This window comes from Elioraea sp. Yellowstone, assembly GCF_006704265.1.
GTDB lineage: Bacteria > Pseudomonadota > Alphaproteobacteria > Acetobacterales > Acetobacteraceae > Elioraea.
Genome location: NZ_VIKA01000061.1, coordinates 1 through 18,897 on the forward strand (window position 1 = coordinate 1; position 18,897 = coordinate 18,897).

Below are 18,897 nucleotides of genomic sequence, written 5' to 3' on the forward strand. Positions count from 1 at the left end.
GGCCAGCCGCCGCGGCGCCTGCAGGCACCGGGCCGGGGTCCGGCGCGGTCGCCGGCACGGCGGCGCGCGACGGCTGGGTTGGCATCGTCATCCTGGCGATCCTCGGGCTGATCGCCGCGCTTCTTGCCGTCGAGCTCGCCGAGGAGATCGGCAAGGCGCTGCGCCGGCTCTGGCGGTGGATCACCTGATCCGGAAGGGCGGCCGGGGCCGATTCCCCGGCCGCCTCGGGTCAGTCCGGGAACCCCGCCATCGCCCGCACCTCGGCTGGGCTGCGGCCGGCCGCGCGCAGCGCGCGCAGCGCGACCGCCCGATCGCGCTTGGCGAGCCGCCTCCCGTCCGGGCCGGTCAGCAGCATGTGGTGGCGCCAGCGCGGCACCGGCCAGCCCATCAGGGCCTGCAGCAGCCGGTGCAGGTGCGTCGCCGGCTTGAGGTCGATCCCGCGCGTCACCAGCGTCACCCCCTGCACCGCGTCGTCATGCGTGACGCAGAGGTGATAGGACGCAGGCGTGTCCTTGCGCGCGAGCACCGCGTCGCCGAAGAGCGGTGCGGGGTCGATCCGGAACGCCCCCTCGCCCTCCTCCTCCGCGGTGAGCGGTCCGGTCGCCGCCAGCGCCGCAGCGGTGTCGAGCCGGAGCGCATAGACCTCGCCGCGCGCGATCCGGGCGGCGCGCTCGCCGGCCGGGAGCCGCCGGCAGGTGCCCGGATAGAGCGGTCCGTCGGCGCCGTGCGGCGCGTTGCCGATCGCGGCCACCTCGCGGGCGATCGCGGCGCGGGTGCAGAAGCAGGGATAGAGCAGGCCCCGCGCCGCGAGCGCGTCGAGCACCCCGCGGTATTCCGCCATGTGCGCCGACTGCACCCGCACCGGCTCGTCCCAGTCGAGCCCGAGCCAGGCGAGGTCCTCGAGGATCGCGTCCGCGTACTCGGGACGACAGCGGGCGGCGTCGATGTCCTCCAGCCGCAGGAGGAACCGCCCGCCCGCCTCGCGCGCCCGCCGCCAAGCGTAGAGCGCGCTCATGGCGTGACCGAGATGCAAGAAGCCGGTCGGGCTCGGTGCGAATCGGGTCACGATGGACGCGGCCATGCGGAAAGGCTATCGCCGCTCTGGCAGCTAGGGAGCAGGGAATGGGCGCGCCGACCGACCACGCGATCACGCTCGACGGGCCCCGGCTCACGCCGCCCGGCGGCCGGCGGCCGCGTCAGCTCGTCGTGCTCTGCCACGGCGTCGGCGCGGACGGCGAGGACATGATGGGTCTCGCCGAGCTCCTGTGCCACGCCCTGCCCGAGACCGCCTTCGTCTGCCCGCACGCGCCCTTCCCCTTCGATCTCGCGCCGGCTGGGCGGCAGTGGTTCCCGCTCTTCGAGCGCAGCAACGCCATGATCGAGCAGGGCGTGCGCGCGACCGCGCCGCTGCTGGCGCGCTTCTTCGCCGCCGAATGCGCGCGCCTCGGCCTGCCGCACCGCGCCGGCGTGCTCGCGGGCTTCAGCCAGGGGGCGATGATGGCGCTCTTCACCGGGCTGCGCATGGCGGACCCCCCTGGCGCGCTCGCGGGATTCTCGGGCGCGCTGCCGGGGCTGGCGACGCTGCCGGCGGAGTTGAAGGCGCGCCCGCCGGTGCTGCTGGTGCACGGCGAGCGCGATGAGGTGGTTGCCCCGGCGATGACGCGCGAGATGGAGCGCGTGCTGCGCGCGCTCGGCGTCCCCGTGCATGCGCTCTACCGGCCGGAACTCGGCCACAGCCTGGACGACGAGGGGATCGGCGCCTTCGCCGCGCTCTGCGCCGACCTTCTGGAGCGTCAGGGCGGCAGCTCCTCCACGTGAAGCTTGCGTGATGGCGGGCGCGGTTGCTGGACTTCCGCGCCGAAGCTGTGCATAACCCGGCCAGTCCACTGGCTGTGCCACATCATCTGGTATCGGCACCGTCACGATTGCCGACATCTGGTGTGGCGCCGCCCGACAGGGAGAACGGCGCGTGCCGGATGGTGGCAGTCACTATCCCGCCCTGGTGCTGAACGCGGATTTCCGTCCGCTCTCCTACTTCCCGTTGTCGCTCTGGGCCTGGCAGGACGCGGTGAAGGCCGTGTTCATGGACCGGGTCTCGGTCCTCTCGGAGTACGAGACCGAGGTGCGCAGCCCCTCGGTCAGCATGAGACTGCCCTCGGTGATCGCGCTGAAGGAGTACGTGCCCTCGGCGCGCCGGCCGGCCTTCACGCGCTTCAACGTGTTCCTGCGCGACCGCTTCGAGTGCCAGTACTGCGGCGATCCCTTCCCGACCCACGACCTGACCTTCGATCACGTCGTGCCACGCTCGAAGGGCGGGCGCACCACGTGGGAGAACGTCGTCACCGCCTGCTCGTGCTGCAACCTCCGCAAGGGCAACCGCCTGCCGCGCGAGTGCCGGATGTGGCCGCGCAATCCGCCGCGCCAGCCGACCAGCTGGGAGCTGCAGGAGAACGGCCGCGCCTTCCCGCCCAACTACCTGCACGAATCCTGGCGCGACTTCCTCTACTGGGACAGCGAGCTCGAGGGCTGAGCGGGGCTCACGCCAGCTCCGCCTTGTCGAGTTCCGCCACGGCCGCGCTGATGCGCGCGAGCGCCTGTTCGGCGAGGTACCGTGCCGGCACGCTGCGCAGCACCTCCTCGGCGCGCGGCCAGAGCCGGCGTTCCAGCCAGGGGCGGGCGAGCCGCAGCAGGCTGCGCGTCGGCCAGGACTGGCGTGCAATCAGCTTGTCGGTGGTCTCGCGCGCGAGCTGATCGAGCTGCGGCCTGACGAACCGCTCGTAGACCACCTCGGCCACGCGCTGCATCCGCCGCGCGATCGGCTCGGCGATGTCCTTGGCGTTGAAGCGTCCCGCCGGCCAAGCCGGCAGGGGCTCGACGGCATCGTCCGCGACCGGGTCGTCGCGCCGCGCAAGCCGGCCGAACAGCGGAATGATCGGCAGATGGTCCTCGGGCCCGTCCGGCGTGCGGCGCACCAGGTGGCGGCTGACATCGGCCTCGCTCCAGCGTCCCGCGGCGAACAGCGGATTGCCCATCGGCAGCACGAGGTGGCGGAGCAGGAACGAGCGCGCGTTGCGCCGCCCGAGCATGAAGTCGTGGTGCCGGTAGGCCTCGCTCAAGAAGCCCATGAAGCCGCCCAGATAGCCCGCCGCGATCGCGCCCGGCGCGCGCCAGCCCGGTCCGCGCGAGGGCGCGATCAGGAAGCGGCTGTAGGTGTCGGGCGAAGCGGCGAGCGCCAGATCCTCGGCCTTGAAGCGGCTCTCCCGCACCAGCGCGTTGAACAGCGGCAGGACCGCGCCGAACAGCCCGACCTCGGCGTCCGGACCGGGCTGCTCCCTGTTGGTGAAGGGATCGACCAGGATCACCGCGCGGTCGGCCTCGTGCCCCGCACGCGGGTTGCGCCCGTTCCAGCCGGCGAGGGCGCGTCGGACGAGCTCGAGCGGCTCGTTGTCCATCGCGCCGCCATCGACACACAGCATGCGGTATTCGTCCGGCTCGCCCTCGTCCCAGTCGGGCAGGCACTCGCGCGCCCAGACCGGCAGCGGATCGAGCGGCGCATCCGCCTCCTCGGCGAGCCGCGAACGGGGATGCAGCAGCGCCCGGAACGCGTAGTCGGCACGCGGACGGCGGATCACGCGCGGGCGCAGCGCGGCCGGAAAGGCGCCGGTGCCGAGGGTCGCCGCCTTGAACAGCTCGCGCAGCGGATCGCCGCGCGGACGGAAACGGTCGAGCAGCGTCTCGTCCGGTCCCGCCTTCGCCGCCACGCCGCGCGGCACGACGAAGCGCAGATGGTCGGCATGGCGCCACATGAAGTGGCTGAAGCCCGGTCCCCCGAAGCGGAGCGCGTAGGGCACGCCGCGCAGATTGGCAAGCGTCAGCATCACCGGCAGCGGATCGGCAAGCCACGGCCGCTCCGCTCCCGCCATGGCCCGGCGCGCGTCCAGCAGCGTCTCGACGATCTCGTCCAGCACGGTGCAGTCGAGCGCCGAGACGATACGGCCCTCCTTCAGGTCGTCGGTGCCGAGCAGGTGGCGCATGTCGATCCGCCGCACCCAGGCGTCGTAGAGGGGATTCGCAGCCCTGGTCGCCGCGTCCGCGTCGGGGGTCACGTGGGGGAACGCCGCGTCGAGGAACACCGCGCCGAGAGCGGCGCACATCCCGCCCGCCGAGGCGCCGCCGAGGACGGAGAGCCTGACCTCGTGCAACGGTGGCTCGCCCGCCTCCCGGCGGCGCGCCTTCTCGGCGGCGAAGGCGTCGAGCGCCTCGACCATCAGGTCGAGCACGCCGGCGGTGTAGGCGCCGGCCGAGACAGCCCCCGCCATGCAGAGGCCGAGCGCGAACGTTCCTTCCTCGGGTCGTTGCGCCTGCGCCGGGTAGGCAACGATCCAGCGCGCAAGCTCGGCTGCATCCGACATCGTCCCATCCCCCTCCGCCTTCGGGTCCACGATGCGCGATTGCAACGAGCCGCGTCAACGGTGCGCGCGGCGTTGACAGGCGAGGCCCGGTCCGGCACGCCGCCCGCGTGACCGCTCACCCCCCGCCTGGCCGCCATCGTCTCGACGCGCTGCTCGCGGGGCTGCGCGTACCCGTGCGCCGGGAGGACATCGCCGCCGGGCTCGCGGCACTCGCCGCCGATCCGGAGCTCGACGACATCGGCCTCGTCTCGATCCTGGCCGAGGCGATCCGCGGCCGGCTGAAGCGCGCCGCCGACGAGGCCGCGATCACCCATGCCGAGCGGGCACGCGCCGAGGCGCGGCTCGAGGAGTGGCGCCGCCAGCGCCTCGGCGAACTCCACGCGCGCGCGCGCCACCGCCACGAGGGCGAGGTGGTCGCCGCGCTGACGCTGTCCCGCTGGGTCGCCTCCTTCACCGCGGCACGGGCGATGCGGCGGCGCATCCTCGCCTTCCTCGGCCCGACCAACTCCGGCAAGAGCCACGCCGCCTTCGACCTGCTCGCCGCCGCCCCGCGCGGCGCCTATCTCGCGCCCCTGCGGCTGCTCGCCTGGGAGGGGCAGGAACGGCTCGCCGAACGCGGCGTCGCCGCCAGCCTGCTGACCGGCGAGGAACGCCGCGCCGACCCGGGCGACACGCACCTCTCCGCGACCGTCGAGATGGCCGATTTCGTGACCCCCGTGCCGGTCGCGGTGATCGACGAGGTGCAGATGCTGGCCGACGAGGATCGCGGCTGGGCCTGGACCCAGGCGGTGGTGGGGCTGCCGGCCGAGACGCTGGTGCTCGCCGGCGCGGCGGAGGCGGAGCCGCTGATCCGCCGCCTCGCGGGACTCACCGGCGAGACGGTCGAGCTTCGCCGCTTCGAGCGCATGGTGCCGCTCACCCCGCTGCACCGGCCGGTGCCGCTCGCGCGCACCGAGCCCGGCGATGCGATCGTCTGCTTCTCGCGCCGCGACGCCTTCGCGCTGCGCGAGGCGCTGATCGCGCGCGGCCGCCCGCCGGCGATGGTCTACGGCGCACTGGGGCCGGATGTGCGCCGCGCCGAGGCCGAACGGTTCCGCGACGGCACCGCCCCGGTGCTGGTGGCGACGGATGCGATCGGCATGGGGCTCAACCTGCCGATCCGGCGCATCCTGTTCGCCGCCACGACCAAGTACGGCGGGCTCGGGCCGCACCTGATCCGCCAGATCGCCGGTCGCGCCGGGCGGTTCGGCCACTATCCGGAGGGGTTCGTCGGCGTGCTGGAGGGCGAGGACCCGGCGCCCATCCTGGCCGCGATCGAGCATCCCCCGCCCCCGCTCGAGGGGCCGATGCGGGTGCTGCCGCGCGAGAGCCAGCTCCTGGAGATCGGCCGCCGGCTCGGCGCGGCCTCGCTGCTGCGCGTGCTCGTCGCGGTCGCCGAGCGGTTCCGCTGGCCGGGCGCGGACTTCGCGCTCGCGCGGCTGGAAGACGCCTTCGCGATCGCCGAGATCGCCGCTGCGGCCCGGCTGCCGTTGCCGGAGAGCCTCGGCTATCTCGGCTGTCCGGCCGATCTGCGCGATCGCGCCGCGGCCCAGGCCCTGCTCGCCTGGGCCCGGCGGCACGCCCAGGCCGCACGGGTCCTGGCCCTGCCGCTGCCGCGGCGGCTGGTGGCGCGCGGGGTGGCGTCGGATCCGGCGGATCTCGCCGCGGCGGAGCGGGCCGCGCGGCTCTGCACGGCCTATCTTTGGCTGGCGCAGAAATGGCCCGGAACGTATTGTGAGGAGGCTTCCGCGCGGGCGGTGCAGGCGACCCTGAACGGGTATATCGAGCGCAGCCTGAGGGAGGGGGCGAGCGTGCGGCTGCGCAAACGCTGGCGCGCGGACTGAAGACGACCGACAACCAGAAATGGGTTGATCGTTAACGATGCTTTGACGCATCGTTGACGGAGCAACGGAGGGTTGCGCCCATGATCCGCGTTCGCGAATACCGACGCATCGACTTCGGCACGGACATGATCGCCGAGGCCGTGCGGGCGACCGTGGCGGGGCTGATCCGCGCCGAGATGCCCGATGCCGAGCTCGACGGCGTGCGCATGGCCGGCCCAGAGGATGGCCCCGACGAGCCGGTCGTGGTCGCCCGCTGGCGCCGTGCCGGCGGCGCGGTACGCGAATGCGCGATGGATGCCGAGGAGCTCACCGCGGTGCTCGTGGGCTGGTGCCGGCTCGCCGGCGTGCCGCTGCCGCGCGCGGGCGAGAAGGCGATCGAGCCGGCCGATGACGGCGTCACGCTGGTGATCGTCCAGCGTGGACTCGGCCGGCCGCCCCGCCTGCATTGAGCGGGTCGATGAACCTCCCGGCGGTCGCGGCCGACGCGCCGCGGGTCTATCTCGCCGGCCCGGAAGTCTTCCTGCCCGATGCCGAGGCGGTGCTCGCGCGCAAGCGGGCGGTCTGCGCCCGGCTCGGGCTGGTGGCGGTGGTGCCGCTGACCGATGCCCCTGCCCCCGCCGCGGCCGAGGCGATGAAGCGCGCCTTCGCGATCTCCGCCGGCAACGAGGCCCTGATCCGCTCCTGCATCGCCGTGATCGCCAACCTCACGCCCTTCCGCGGCGCCTCGGCCGATGTCGGCACCGTCTACGAGCTCGGCTTCGCCCGCGGCCTGGGCCTCGGCCTCTACGCCTACACGAACGATCCGCGCGACTACGCCGCGCGCGCGATCGAGCGCCCCGACGGGCTCGACATCGAGGATTTCGGCCTCTCCGACAACCTGATGCTGGAGGGCGGCATCGCCGCCGCGGGCGGGGTGTTCGTGCGCGCCTCGGCCGCGCCGGAGGATCCCTGGCGCGATCTCGGCGTGTTCGAGGCCTGCGCGCGCGCCGCCTCGCGCCGCCTCACCGAGCCCGCCCTGGCGCGGCGCTGAGCACGCCCGCACCGGCCGGCCGCACCGGCGGCGGCCAGCGGCGCGCGCAGCGCCCCGTTGATCGTTTCATCGCCCCGGCCTAGGTACAGGCCAAGGGCGTGGATGTGCCGCGCCCGGACACCCCACAGCAGGGAGGAGGAGCGCAGCATGCGCATCCAAGGGTTCCTCGCGACCGCCGCGGCCGCGGCCGTCTCGCTCGCCGCCGCAGCCGGCGTCGCGCAGGCGCAGACCACCACCTTCGACGCCGTGAAGGCGCGCGGCGTCGTCAACTGCGGCGTCAACACCGGCCTCGCCGGCTTCGCTGCGCCCGACAGCCAGGGCGTGTGGCGCGGCCTGGACGTCGACCTCTGCCGCGCCGTTGCCGCCGCCGTGTTCGGCGACGCCGGCAAGGTCCGCTACGTGCCGACCACGGCCCAGCAGCGCTTCACCGCCCTGCAGTCCGGCGAGGTCGATCTCCTGAGCCGTAACACCACCTGGACGCTCGGCCGCGACACCTCGCTCGGCCTCGACTTCCTGGGCGTCAACTTCTACGACGGTCAGGGTTTCATGGTGAAGAAGTCGCTCGGCGTGAAGAGCGCGAAGGAGCTCGATGGCGCCACCGTCTGCGTGCAGCCCGGCACCACCACCGAGCTCAACCTGACCGACTGGTTCCGCGCCAACAACATGCGCTTCACCCCGGTGGTGATCGAGCGGCTCGAGGAGGTGAACGCCGCCTTCTTCTCCGGCCGCTGCGACGCGCTGACGACCGACGTCTCGGGCCTCGCCTCGGTCCGGTCGAGCCAGGGGCCGCGCGCCGAGGAGTACGTGATCCTGCCCGAGGTGATCTCGAAGGAGCCGCTCGGCCCGGCCGTGCGCCACGGGGACAACCGCTGGGCCGACGTGGTGCGCTGGTCGTTCTACGCGATGATCGAGGCCGAGGAGCTCGGGCTCACCTCCGCCAACATCGACCAGCACCTGAACAGCCAGAATCCGGCGATCCAGCGCTTCGTCGGCGCCACCGGCGGGCTCGGCGAGATGCTCGGGGTGGACAACAAGTGGGCCTACAACATCGTCAAGCAGGTCGGGAACTACGCCGAGAGCTTCGAGCGCAACGTCGCCCCGCTCGGCATCCAGCGCGGCGTGAACGCGCTCTGGACCAAGGGCGGTCTGATGTACTCGCCGCCGATCCGCTGACGCGGCGGGGCTGACGGCGAGGGGCCGCGCCGGGCAGCCGGTGCGGCCCCTTCCCTTTCGTGCGGCCGCTTTCGTACAGCCGCTACAGCAGCGCCAGGTCGTCGCGGTGGATCATCTCCTCGCGGCCGGCGAAGCCGAGGATCGCGGCGATCTCGCGCGAGTGTCGGCCCATGATGCGGCGCGCGTCCTCGGCGGCGTAGTTGGCGAGCCCGCGCGCGATCACGACGCCATCGGGCCCGGCCACCGTCACGCAGTCGCCGCGGCCGAACGCGCCTTCGATCGCCCGCACCCCGGCCGGCAGCAGGGACCGCCCCGCCCGCAGCGCGCGCACCGCGCCCGCATCGACGACGATCCGCCCCGCAGGCGCGAGCGCGCCGGCGATCCAGGACTTCCAGGCCGAGCGCGGTGCGGCGGTGGCATGGAACAGGGTGCGCCGCGCCGTGCCCGCCATGACGTCACGCAGGGCATGCGGGGCGGCGCCATGCGCGATCGCCATGCGGCAGCCCGCGCGCGTGGCGATGCGCGCGGCGGCGAGCTTGGTCACCATGCCGCCGGTGCCGATCCCCGGCACCGCATCGCCCGCCATGGCCTCGATCTCGGGCGTGATCGCCGCGACCTCGGGGATGTGCCGCGCGTGCGGGTCCTTGCGCGGATCGGCGGTGTAGAGCCCGTCGATGTCGGAGAGCAGCACGAGCAGATCCGCGGCGATCATCTCGGCCACGCGTGCGGCGAGCCGGTCGTTGTCGCCGAAGCGGATCTCGTCGGTGGCGACCGTGTCGTTCTCGTTGATCACCGGCACCGCGCCCAGGGACAGCAGAGTCTCGATGGTCGCGCGCGCGTTGAGGTAGCGCCGTCGCTCCTCGGAGTCGTCCAGCGTCAGCAGCACCTGCGCGGCCGGGAGCCCGTGCGGCGCGAGCGCCTCCTCCCAGGCGCGCGCGAGGCCGAGCTGGCCAGCGGCGGCGGCGGCCTGCTTCTCCTCGAGCCGCATCCGCGGCTTCGGCGGCAGGCCGGGCAGGCGCATCCGCCCGAGCGCGATCGCGCCCGAGGACACCACCGCGACCTGCGTGCCGGCGGCACGCAAGGCGGCGATGTCCTCGGCCAGCGCGGCGAGCCAGGCCGCGCGCGGCGCGGCGGTCGCGTCGTCCACCAGCAGGGCCGAGCCGACCTTCACCACCACGCGCTTGGCCGCGAGCGCGCTCATGCCGCCGCCCTCGCCTCGGCGATCACCGTCCAGAGCGCGCGCAGCACGGCGTCCACGCCCTGCCCCGTGGCGCCCGAGACGAGCAGCACCGGCCGCCCGGCCGCCTTTGCCAAGGCCCGCTGCCGGGCGGCGAGTGCCCGCGGCTCGACCGCGTCGATCTTGTTGAGCGCGACGATCTCGGGCTTCTCGACCAGCCCGCCGCCATAGGCTGCGACCTCCGCGCGCACGGTGCGGTACGCACGGCTCGGGCTCTCCAGCGTGCCGTCCACCAGGTGCAGCAGCACGCGGCAGCGCTCGAGGTGGCCGAGGAAGCGGTCGCCGAGCCCGGCCCCCTCGTGCGCGCCCTCGATCAGCCCGGGGATGTCGGCGAGCACGAATTCCGCCTCGTCACCGAGCCGTACCACGCCGAGCTGCGGATGCAGCGTGGTGAAGGGGTAGTCGGCGATCTTCGGCTTCGCCGCCGAGACCGCGGCGAGGAACGTGCTCTTGCCGGCGTTCGGCAGGCCGACCAGCCCGGCGTCCGCGATCAGCTTGAGGCGGAGCCAGATCCAGCGCTCCTCGCCCGGCTCGCCCGGATCGGCGCGGCGCGGCGCGCGGTTGGTGGCCGACTTGTAGTGGGTGTTGCCGAAGCCGCCCTTGCCGCCGCGGCACAGCGTGACGCGCTGGCCGGGCGCGGTGAGGTCGGCGAGCAGGGTCTCGCGGTCATCGGCAAGGATCTCGGTGCCGACCGGGACCTTCAGCACGAGGTCGGCCCCGCTGCGGCCGGTCATCTCCCTGCCCTTGCCGTCCTCGCCGCGCTCGGCCTTGAAGTGCTGGGCGTAGCGGTAGTCGATCAGGGTGTTGAGGTTGGGCACGGCTTCGATGATCACGTCACCGCCCTTGCCGCCGTCGCCGCCCCAGGGACCGCCGAACTCGATGAACTTCTCGCGCCGGAAGGCGACGCAGCCATTGCCACCGTCGCCCGCCTTCACCCAGATCTTGGCCTGGTCGAGGAATTTCATCTGAAGCCTTCTGCTTGTGCGCAGCCGCCACACCACCCCTGCGCACAACGAAAAAGGGGCCGTTTCCGGCCCCTTGTCGTCACGTCGCGAGGCCGCGCGCCGCCGTCACTCCGCAGGCGGCACCGGGACCACGCTGACATGCACCCTGTCCTCGGCCTTGCGCTCGAACTTCACGTGCCCGTCGACCAGCGCGAACAGCGTGTGGTCACGGCCGACACCGACGTTTCGGCCCGCCCGCATCTTCGTGCCGCGCTGGCGCACGATGATGTTGCCGGCCAGCACCGCCTCGCCGCCGAACTTCTTCACGCCGAGGCGCCGACCCGCGGAGTCGCGCCCGTTGCGCGACGAACCGCCCGCCTTCTTGTGTGCCATGGCAATCCCTCCTTCGCGTCAGGCGGTGATGGCGCCGATGCGCAGGACCGTGAGCTGGCGGCGGAAGCCGCGCAGCCGGCGGCTGTTCTTGCGGCGGCGCTTCTTGAAGACGAGGATCTTGTCGTCCTTCTTCTGCTCCAGCACGGTCGCGGCGACCGAGGCGCCGGAGAGCAGCGGCGCGCCGATCCTCACGCCGTCCGCGCCGCCCACCATCAGCACCTCGCCGAAGGTGACGGTCTGGCCCGGCTCGGCCTCGATCCGGTCCACGGCGAGCACGGCATTCGGCGTCACGCGGTACTGCTTCCCGCTGGCGCGGATCACGGCGTACATGGGTCTCGTCCTCGGTCGGGCGCCCGCGCGGGCGCAAACAGCAACGGCCGCGGGCCGGAGCCGCGCGGGATGCGGGGTTATGGCGAAGCGGCGGGTCGGGGTCAAGGGCAGGCGGCGCACCGCAGGCCCGCACCGGCACGGTCCCCCCGGTCGGCGGTGCCGCCTCCCTGCCATGTGCGGCCGGACCGGGTCGCGACGCGTCCGGATCGGACGGCAGCGCCTCACCCCACCGCTGCCGGCAGCCGCACCAGGTTCGCCACCTCCGCCCCGGCGAAGAAGGCGGCGACATTCGCCAGCGCCGCGGAGAGCTTCTCCTCGAACGCATCCAGCGTGCCGGCGCTGATATGCGGGGTCACCACGACGTTCGGCAGGCCGAGCAGCGGATGGTCCGACGGCGGCGGCTCGGCCTCGAACACGTCGAGCGCCGCGGCGAGCAGACGGCCCTCGCGCAGCGCCCCTGCCAGCGCCGCCTCGTCGACGAGGCCCCCGCGCGCGGTGTTCACCAGCACCGCGCCGGGCCGCATGCGCGCGATCGCCGCGGCGTCGATCAGGTGGCGCGTCTCCGCTGTCACCGGCAGGTGCAGCGTGACGATCTCGGCCGCCGCCAGCAGCGCCTCGAGCGACGCCGCGCGGCGCACCTTGAGGCGTGCCTCCTCCGCCGGCGCCAGGGTCACGCCGGGATCGAAATAGAGGCCCGTGGTGCCGAAGGCGGCGAAGCGCTCGGCCGCCGCCCGGCCGATCCGGCCGAAGCCCACATAGCCGACGACACGGCCGGCGAGATTGCGCGAGACCGGCCGCAGCGCATTCACATGCCAGCGTCCCCGACGCAGCTCGGCGTCCGCGAAGGGGAGCCGCCGCAGCGCGGCGAGCGCCAGCAGCACGGTCATCTCCGCGACCGGCAGCGTCGTGCCCTGCGGGGTGGTGGCGAGCGGGATGCCGCGCGCGGCGAGCCCCTGCCACGCCACCGTGTCCTCCCAGCCGACCCCCTGGTGCTGCACGAAGCGCAGGCGCCGCGCCGCCGCGAGATGCGCCTCGGTGAAGGGGCTCGCCGCGACCACCACCGCCTCGACCTCGGCGGCGAGCGCGAGCCGCTCCGCCTCCTCGCCCGTGCCGAGCGTCAGCAGGTCGAGCTCCGGCGGCGCGAGCCGGCGCAGCAGCGCATAGAGCTCGGGCGTGCCGACGCTCCAATAGGCGACGCGATGGCCCATGTCAGTCCACGAACCGCACGTCGGGGCGCGACAGGCGCTCGGCGAGCCAGCCCGGCTCGGCCGCGCCGGCCTGCACGGTCGCGTCCATCTCCGCCTCCTTCCTCGCGATCGCCGCGAGCTCGCTGCCGACCGCGGCGACGGCCGCGCGCGGCACCACGACGACGCCGTCGCCGTCGGCGACGATCAGGTCGCCGGGCGCGACGATCACGCCGCCGAGCACGATCGGAAGCCCGATCGTTCCGGGTCCGTCCTTCTGCGGCGAGTTGGGCGTCACCCCGCGCGCGAAGACCGGGATGCCGACGGCATCGAGCCCGGGGATGTCGCGCACCACCCCGTCGGTGACGCAGGCGACGATGCCGGCGTTCTTCGCCATGCCGACCAGGATGTCGCCGGCGACCGAGGCGGTCTCGAACTCCTCGGTCGCCACCATCAGCACGTCGCCGGGCCTGGCGAAGCGGAGCGCGGCGTAGGGCGCGAGGTTGTCCCCCCCGCGCGACCACACGGGCAGGGCGGCGCCGAGGATCCGCGTCGCCCTGGTGACCGGTCGGATCCGGTGGTCGAGCGCGCCGCGCCGCCCTTGCGCGTCCACCACCCAGCCGGTGGGGGCGTCGCGGAAGGCGGCGCGTTCGGCCTCGGAGGGCCGGGGCCAGTCGCGGCGGATGGTGAGGGCGGGGGCGTCTGCCACGGGAGACCTCTTCAGTTCTCGATCGAGATGTTGCCGCGCCGGATCACCTCGCCCCACTTCTCGCGCTCGCGGCGCTGGAATGCGGCGAGCTCGGCGGGCGTGGAGATGACGAGCTCGTAGCCGAGCTGCTGCATCCGCTCGGCGACGTCGGGCTGGCGCGCGGCCTTGGTGACCTCGGCATGAAGGCGGTCGATGATCGCCGCCGGCGTGCCGCCCGGCGCATAGAGCGCGGCCCAGGTATAGGCCTCGAAGCCGGCGATGCCGGCCTCCTGCATGGTCGGGATCTCGGGCCGTGCCCGGGCGCGCTCGAGCGTGCCGACGCCGAGCGCGGTCAGCCGCCCGTCGGCGATGAACGGCACGGCGGGCGGCAGCGCGTCGAACATGAAGGTGACGCGGCCGGCGACGAGATCGGTCAGCGCCGGCGAGGAGCCGCGATACGGCACATGCGTCACGTCCACGCCGGCGAGCTGGCGGAACAGCTCGCCGGCCAGATGCAGCGGCGCGCCGACGCCCGAGGAGGCATAGGCATGCCGGCCCGGCTCGCGTCGGAGCAGGTCGAGCAGTCCCTTCACGTCGCGCACGCCGAGGGCGGGCGGCACCAGCAGCACCAGCGGCACGCGCGCGATCAGGCTGATCGGGGCGAAGTCGCGATCGGGATCGTAGCGGATGTCGGGACGCAGATTCGGCGCGATCGCCTGCGTGCTGACGGTGGTCATGAACAGCGTGTGGCCGTCGGGGACGGCGCGGGCGACGAGCTCGGCCGCGACCGCGCCGCCTGCGCCGGGCCGGTTCTCGACCAGCACCGGCTGACCGAGGCCGGCCTGCATGTGCGGTGCGACCAGGCGGGCGACGATGTCCGGCACGCCGCCCGGCGCGAACGGGATGATGATCCGCACCGGGGCGGTGGGCCATGCGGCCTGCGCCTGCGCGGCGAAGGACGCGAGCGTCGCCGTGCCGAGAAGGATGCGTCGCGTGAACAGGATCATGGCTGGTCCTCCCTCAGGTGAGCCGGCAGCCCGTGGCGGCATCGAAAAGGTGGATCGCGTCGTGCGGCGCGACCAGCGCGATCCGCTCGCCCAGACCCGCCGGGGCGGAGCGGCCGGCACGCAGCATCAGCTCGCGCTCCACGCCGGGCAGGCGCAGGGACAGGATCGTCTCGGCGCCGAGCGGCTCGACCGCGACCACCTCGCCGCGGAGCGGCCCTTCGGGCACCGGCACGAGATCCTCCGGCCGCACGCCCAGCGTGACCGGCCCCTCGGGCACGCGTGCCGGCAAGGTCAGGGTGGCCTCGCCGAGGCGCACCCTGCCGTCGGCGACCGTCGCGGGCAGCAGGTTCATCGGCGGGCTGCCGAGGAAGCCCGCGACGAAGGTCGTGGCCGGTCGGCGATAGACGTCCAGCGGCGCGCCGATCTGCGCCACACGGCCATGGTCCATGATGCAGATCCGGTCGCCCATGGTCATCGCCTCGACCTGGTCGTGCGTGACGTAGATCATGGTCGCGCCGAGCCGCCGGTGCAGGCGGATCAGCTCCTGGCGCGTCGAGGCGCGGAGCGCGGCATCGAGATTCGAGAGCGGCTCGTCGAACAGGAACACCTTGGGATCGCGCACGATCGCGCGCCCGACCGCGACACGCTGGCGTTGTCCGCCCGAGAGCGCGTGCGGGCGGCGGCCGAGGAACGGCTCGAGACCCAGGATGGCGGCGGCCACGCGCACGCGCCGGTCGATCTCGGCCTTGGGCATGGCGCGGCGGCGCAGCCCGAACGCCATGTTGTCGTAGACGCTCATGTGCGGATAGAGCGCGTAGGACTGGAACACCATGGCGATGTCGCGGTCGCGCGCAGGCACCTCGTTCATCCGCTTCCCGTCGATCGCGAGCGTGCCTTCGGTGATCGCCTCCAGCCCCGCGATCATGCGCAGCGTGGTCGACTTGCCGCAGCCCGAAGGGCCGAGCAGCACGAAGAACTCGCCGTGCGCGACCTCGAAGGTGACGTCCTGCACCGCAGGCGCGCCGCCACCGGCGTAGCGCTTGCCGAGACGATCCAGCGTGACGGTCGCCACTACGTCACCGCGCTCATTTGACGGCTCCGGCCGTCATGCCCTGGATCAGCTTCTCGCTGAAGATCGCGTAGATCAGCACCACCGGCACGATCGCGATCATCAGCCCGGTGGCGATCATGCCGTAGTCCTCCAGCTGGTCGCCCATGAACTTCTGGATCCCCAGGGGCAGGGTGCGCCTGGCATCGTCGGCGATCAGCACCACGGCGTAGAGGAACTCGTTCCAGAGCAGGATGGTGTTGAGGATCACCACCGTCGCGATCGCCGGCATCGCGACCGGAAATGCGACCTTCCAGAAGGTCGCCCACTCCGAGTAGCCGTCGATCCGCGCGGCGTCGAACAGGTCGGCAGGGATGCGCGCGAAGAAGCTCTCGAGGATGTAGACGGTGAGCGGCAGCTGCACGGCGGCATAGACGAGGGTGAGGCCCACCCGCGTGTCGTAGAGACCCAGCTTCGCGAGCGTCTGGAACAGCGCGATCACGGTGATCTGCGGCGGCAGGACGATGGTGGAGAAGATCAGCAGATAGACCAGGCGGTTGCCGGGGAAGCGATAGCGGGCGAGCGCGTGCGCCGCCATCGCGCCGACCGCGGTGACGATCGCCACGGCCGAGAACACCACCAGGATCGAGTTGGTGAAGTAGGTGTCGTAGCCGCTGCCGGTCCAGGCGGTGGCGAACTTGTCGAAGCGCCAGGTCTCGGGCAGCGCATAGGGGGCGGCCATGAACTCCGAAGTGGTGCGCAGCGAGATCGTCGCGACCCAGAGGAAGGGACCGGCGGCGAACATCGTCCAGAGCACGATCACCAGCATCACCGCCGCGCGGGCGAGGACACGCCCCCACATCAGTATTCGAGCTTCTGCTGGCGGCGCACCATCCAGGTGAGCACGGCCACGAAGGACATGACGATCACGAACCAGACCGTCGCGATCGCGGAGGGGTAGCCGAGATCGAAGGTGCTCCACTCGAAGGCGCGCTTGTAGACATAGGTGGACACGGTCTCGGTGGACCAGAGCGGTCCGCCCTTGGTGGTGATCCAGACGAGATCGAAGATCTTCATCTTGCCGACGAAGCTGAGCACCAGCAGGTTCAGGATGGTCGGCAGGATCAGCGGCACCATGACGCGGGTGAGCTTGGCGCCCCAGCCGCAGCGATCCAGCTCCGCCGCCTCGATCACCTCGGTGGGCAGGGCATGCAGGGCGGCGAGCAGCACCACCATGTTGAAGCCGGTCCACATCCAGGTGGTGACCACGATCAGCGCCGGCAGCGCGGTGTCGGTGGTGCCGAGCCAGGGCTGCGCCCAGTGGCCGAGCCCGACCGCGCGCAGGATCGCGTTCGCCGCGCCCCAGTCGTAGTTGTAGATCCACATCCAGACGATGCCGACGACGACGTAGCTCATCAGCACGGGCGTGAACCAGGCGATGCGCAGGATGCGCGCGGCCGGCACCCTGGCGTAGAGCGCGAGGGCCAGCAGCAGCGCGATCGAGACCTCGAGGAACGGTGCGACGAGCGCCCAGGTCACGGTGTTGCGCACCGCGCGCCAGAACGTGTCGTCCGCCCAGAGTTCCACGTAGTGCGCGCCGCCGACATAGGCCTCGCGCCGCGGCAGCACCTCGTGCACCGAGTTCCACACCGTGCGGATCACCGGATAGGCGGTGAGCCCGAGATAGAACACCGTGGCCGGCAGGAGGAACGGGACGATCGCGCCCCAGGCCGGCCGCTCGCGCGGCGATGTCACCGTGCGCCCATCGCCGCGTTCATCTGCCGCACCACCTCCTCGACCGTCACCTGGCCGGAGATGAAGGCGGTGTTCACCACCTGGGTGAAGGTGTCGCGCGCGCGCCCCTGCAGGATCTGCAGCGGAATGCCGAAGAAGTACTCGCTGCCCTCGTTGGCCGCGGCGAGGTCGCGGAAATAGCCCGCACGCGGACCCGTCACCATGCCGACATCGGCCTTGATGCCGGTCTGCACCATGACGTTCTGGAGCCAGAGGGCACCCATTTCGGGCGTCGTGAAGGCGTTCAGGAACGCCTTCGCCTTGTCGGGATGGCGGCTGGCGGCGTTGATCACGTAGGAGCCGCCGACCGCGATGGTGCGGCACGTGGGGCAGGCGGCGTTGTCGGGTGCCGGCATGCGCAGGATGCCCAGCGGGAAGTCGGCGGGCTGGCCGCCCTGATCGGGCGGGTTGAAGGCGCGGCTGGTGTACCAGGAGCCCATCGGGAAGAACACGGTTCCCGGGTTGGTGTGGAAGTAGACGTGGCTCTGGCCCAGCTGCAACGTCGCGACCCCGGGCGGGAAGGCGCGCGCCTCGACGAGGGCGCGCACCGCGCGCAGGCTCTCGACCACGCGCGGATCGTCCCAGCGGATCTCGCCCTTCAGCAGCCGGCCGTAATCGACGCGGCCGAGCCGCATCAGCAATGTTTCGTGGGTGAGGAAGGCGCCCGGGAACGGCCGGTCGCCCACGCCGGCGGAGATCGGCACGATGTTGCGCTCGCGCGCCTTCCTGACGATCTCGAGCAGCTGGCCGTGGGTGAACTGGAGGTTCGCCGGCATCTGCCAGCCGAGCTCGGAGAGCAGGCGCGTGTTGACGTAGAGCTCGACCGTCCAGGCCTCGAGCGGCAGGCCATAGGGCTTGCCGCCATGGGTCCAGATCTCGCGCGCCCAGGGCTCGACATTCGCCCAGTCGATGCCCTGCGAGAGGTCGAGCAGGAATCCGTTCTGGACGTATTCGACCTGGTCGGGCTCGGCGTAGAACACGTCCGGGCCCTGGCCGGCCCGGAGCGCGGTGCGCAGCGCGGCGTAGAGCGCGTTCTTCTCGTACCAGGTCGCGCGCACGGTCACGCCCGGATGGGCGGCCTCGAAGCGGCGGATCGCCTCCTCGATGAACTGGCGCTTCGGCTGCTCGGCCGCCCAGTGCGACCAGAGCGTGATCTCCTGCGAGGCTGCCGGCGCGGCGAGCGCCGCGGCGGCGAGCACCGCGGCCAGCGCGCAGCCCGGCATCGCGCGACGAGGTGTCATGACGTCCCCTTCCTTCGGCATCGGCGCTGCGGCGCGCCTTCGTGCTGCGGCCATGCTCGGGCGCGCGCGGAGAATTGTCAACATGATTGTCGATAATCGGTGCCGCGAGCCCATGCCGCATCCGTCCCGCGCGCGCTCGCGGCAGGGCGCCTCCGGGCTGACACCGAGCTCGCCCACGAGCGTGCGCCACGTGCCCTTCCGCCCGCAGCACGCTCCGCGTCATCCACCTCGCCGCGCATCCGCGCACGCCCGGCCCGCTCAGCGAGGTGGAGATCGTGCAGGATCGGATGCCGCGCGGCTGCGGATCGCACGCGCGCCACCATCCCGGCCGATGCGGCCGCGTCAGATCATCCAGATGAGCGGCGCGGGCGGCGCAGGGGCGAGCCCGGCGCGGGTGGCATCGCGGCAGAGCGTCTCCACCGTCACCGCATCGAGCCGCTGGAGCGCGGCCTCGGCCGCGGCGGCAAGCGCCGGGGCGATCACGCGCGCCATCGGCGGCGTCCCCTCGCCGGGCGGCGTCTCCGGACCGACCG

21 protein-coding genes are annotated in these 18,897 nt (G+C 72.8%); 7 read left to right on the forward strand and 14 right to left on the reverse strand.

What is annotated here, in order from left to right:
- Window positions 1–188, forward strand: a 188-nt coding sequence (locus FK498_RS19285) for a hypothetical protein (protein WP_161988379.1), incomplete at its 5' end; no start/stop codon positions are given.
- Window positions 189–229: 41 nt separating this feature from the next.
- Here FK498_RS19285 and gluQRS read toward each other — a convergent pair.
- Window positions 230–1,081 (reverse strand): tRNA glutamyl-Q(34) synthetase GluQRS, encoded by an 852-nt coding sequence (gluQRS, locus tag FK498_RS10240; RefSeq protein WP_141854200.1) that lies wholly within the window; start codon window positions 1,079–1,081, stop codon window positions 230–232.
- Between the two features lie 41 nt (window positions 1,082–1,122).
- Between gluQRS and FK498_RS10245 the strand changes: the two genes are divergently transcribed.
- Window positions 1,123–1,818 (forward strand): alpha/beta hydrolase, encoded by a 696-nt coding sequence (locus tag FK498_RS10245; protein WP_141854202.1) that lies wholly within the window; start codon window positions 1,123–1,125, stop codon window positions 1,816–1,818.
- Between the two features lie 151 nt (window positions 1,819–1,969).
- Window positions 1,970–2,530 carry an HNH endonuclease gene (locus tag FK498_RS10250; RefSeq protein ID WP_141854204.1) on the forward strand — a complete coding sequence of 187 codons (561 nt, stop codon included), beginning with the start codon at window positions 1,970–1,972 and terminating at the stop codon, window positions 2,528–2,530.
- A 7-nt stretch (window positions 2,531–2,537) separates the two neighbouring features.
- On the opposite strand, the gene FK498_RS10255 is transcribed toward FK498_RS10250, so the two are convergent.
- Window positions 2,538–4,412, reverse strand: a complete 1,875-nt coding sequence (locus FK498_RS10255) for a hypothetical protein (protein ID WP_141854206.1) — start codon at window positions 4,410–4,412, stop codon at window positions 2,538–2,540.
- A gap of 107 nt (window positions 4,413–4,519) precedes the next feature.
- On the opposite strand from FK498_RS10255, the gene FK498_RS10260 reads away from it, so the two are divergent.
- The 4 genes from FK498_RS10260 to FK498_RS10275 all read left to right on the forward strand — a co-directional run bounded on the left by FK498_RS10260 (window position 4,520) and on the right by FK498_RS10275 (window position 8,498).
- Window positions 4,520–6,295, forward strand: a complete 1,776-nt coding sequence (locus FK498_RS10260; protein WP_141854208.1) for a helicase-related protein — start codon at window positions 4,520–4,522, stop codon at window positions 6,293–6,295.
- 80 nt (window positions 6,296–6,375) lie between these two features.
- On the forward strand, window positions 6,376–6,744 hold the full coding sequence (locus FK498_RS10265) for a hypothetical protein (RefSeq protein WP_141854210.1): 369 nt from the start codon (window positions 6,376–6,378) through the stop codon (window positions 6,742–6,744).
- Window positions 6,745–6,752: 8 nt separating this feature from the next.
- Complete coding sequence (locus FK498_RS10270) at window positions 6,753–7,325, forward strand: nucleoside 2-deoxyribosyltransferase (RefSeq protein ID WP_141854212.1); 573 nt, start codon at window positions 6,753–6,755, stop codon at window positions 7,323–7,325.
- Window positions 7,326–7,472: 147 nt separating this feature from the next.
- Entirely contained in the window at window positions 7,473–8,498 is a 1,026-nt protein-coding gene (locus tag FK498_RS10275; protein ID WP_141854214.1) for an amino acid ABC transporter substrate-binding protein, read from the forward strand.
- A gap of 82 nt (window positions 8,499–8,580) precedes the next feature.
- Here the strand turns inward: FK498_RS10275 and proB are convergent, their stop codons facing one another.
- The 12 genes from proB to FK498_RS19290 all read right to left on the reverse strand — a co-directional run.
- Window positions 8,581–9,699: a glutamate 5-kinase gene (gene proB / locus FK498_RS10280; RefSeq protein WP_141854216.1), complete on the reverse strand. Its 1,119-nt coding sequence runs from the start codon at window positions 9,697–9,699 to the stop codon at window positions 8,581–8,583.
- Complete coding sequence (gene obgE, locus FK498_RS10285) at window positions 9,696–10,700, reverse strand: GTPase ObgE (RefSeq protein ID WP_141854218.1); 1,005 nt, start codon at window positions 10,698–10,700, stop codon at window positions 9,696–9,698. The genes proB and obgE overlap by 4 nt, the downstream gene beginning before the upstream one ends.
- A 105-nt stretch (window positions 10,701–10,805) precedes the next feature.
- The gene (gene rpmA, locus FK498_RS10290) at window positions 10,806–11,072 is read right to left on the reverse strand and encodes a 50S ribosomal protein L27 (RefSeq protein WP_141854220.1); all 267 of its coding nucleotides are present in this window, start codon (window positions 11,070–11,072) and stop codon (window positions 10,806–10,808) included.
- An 18-nt stretch (window positions 11,073–11,090) separates the two neighbouring features.
- A complete protein-coding gene (gene rplU / locus FK498_RS10295; RefSeq protein WP_141854222.1) occupies window positions 11,091–11,402 on the reverse strand; it encodes a 50S ribosomal protein L21 in 312 nt (103 codons plus the stop codon).
- 221 nt (window positions 11,403–11,623) lie between these two features.
- Window positions 11,624–12,610, reverse strand: a complete 987-nt coding sequence (locus FK498_RS10300; protein ID WP_141854224.1) for an NAD(P)-dependent oxidoreductase — start codon at window positions 12,608–12,610, stop codon at window positions 11,624–11,626.
- A 1-nt stretch (window position 12,611) separates the two neighbouring features.
- On the reverse strand, window positions 12,612–13,295 hold the full coding sequence (locus FK498_RS10305; protein ID WP_161988380.1) for an RraA family protein: 684 nt from the start codon (window positions 13,293–13,295) through the stop codon (window positions 12,612–12,614).
- Between the two features lie 11 nt (window positions 13,296–13,306).
- A complete protein-coding gene (locus FK498_RS10310; RefSeq protein WP_161988381.1) occupies window positions 13,307–14,281 on the reverse strand; it encodes a tripartite tricarboxylate transporter substrate binding protein in 975 nt (324 codons plus the stop codon).
- 13 nt (window positions 14,282–14,294) lie between these two features.
- Entirely contained in the window at window positions 14,295–15,353 is a 1,059-nt protein-coding gene (locus tag FK498_RS10315) for an ABC transporter ATP-binding protein (protein ID WP_141854228.1), read from the reverse strand.
- A gap of 13 nt (window positions 15,354–15,366) precedes the next feature.
- Window positions 15,367–16,191, reverse strand: a complete 825-nt coding sequence (locus FK498_RS10320) for a carbohydrate ABC transporter permease (RefSeq protein ID WP_202614805.1) — start codon at window positions 16,189–16,191, stop codon at window positions 15,367–15,369.
- Complete coding sequence (locus FK498_RS10325) at window positions 16,191–17,084, reverse strand: carbohydrate ABC transporter permease (protein ID WP_141854230.1); 894 nt, start codon at window positions 17,082–17,084, stop codon at window positions 16,191–16,193. The genes FK498_RS10320 and FK498_RS10325 overlap by 1 nt, the downstream gene beginning before the upstream one ends.
- Window positions 17,081–18,364: an ABC transporter substrate-binding protein gene (locus tag FK498_RS10330; protein ID WP_161988382.1), complete on the reverse strand. Its 1,284-nt coding sequence runs from the start codon at window positions 18,362–18,364 to the stop codon at window positions 17,081–17,083. Before FK498_RS10330 ends, FK498_RS10325 begins: the two co-directional genes overlap by 4 nt.
- 342 nt (window positions 18,365–18,706) lie before the next feature.
- The coding region (locus FK498_RS19290; RefSeq protein WP_237560907.1) for a hypothetical protein at window positions 18,707–18,897 on the reverse strand (191 nt) is incomplete at its 5' end.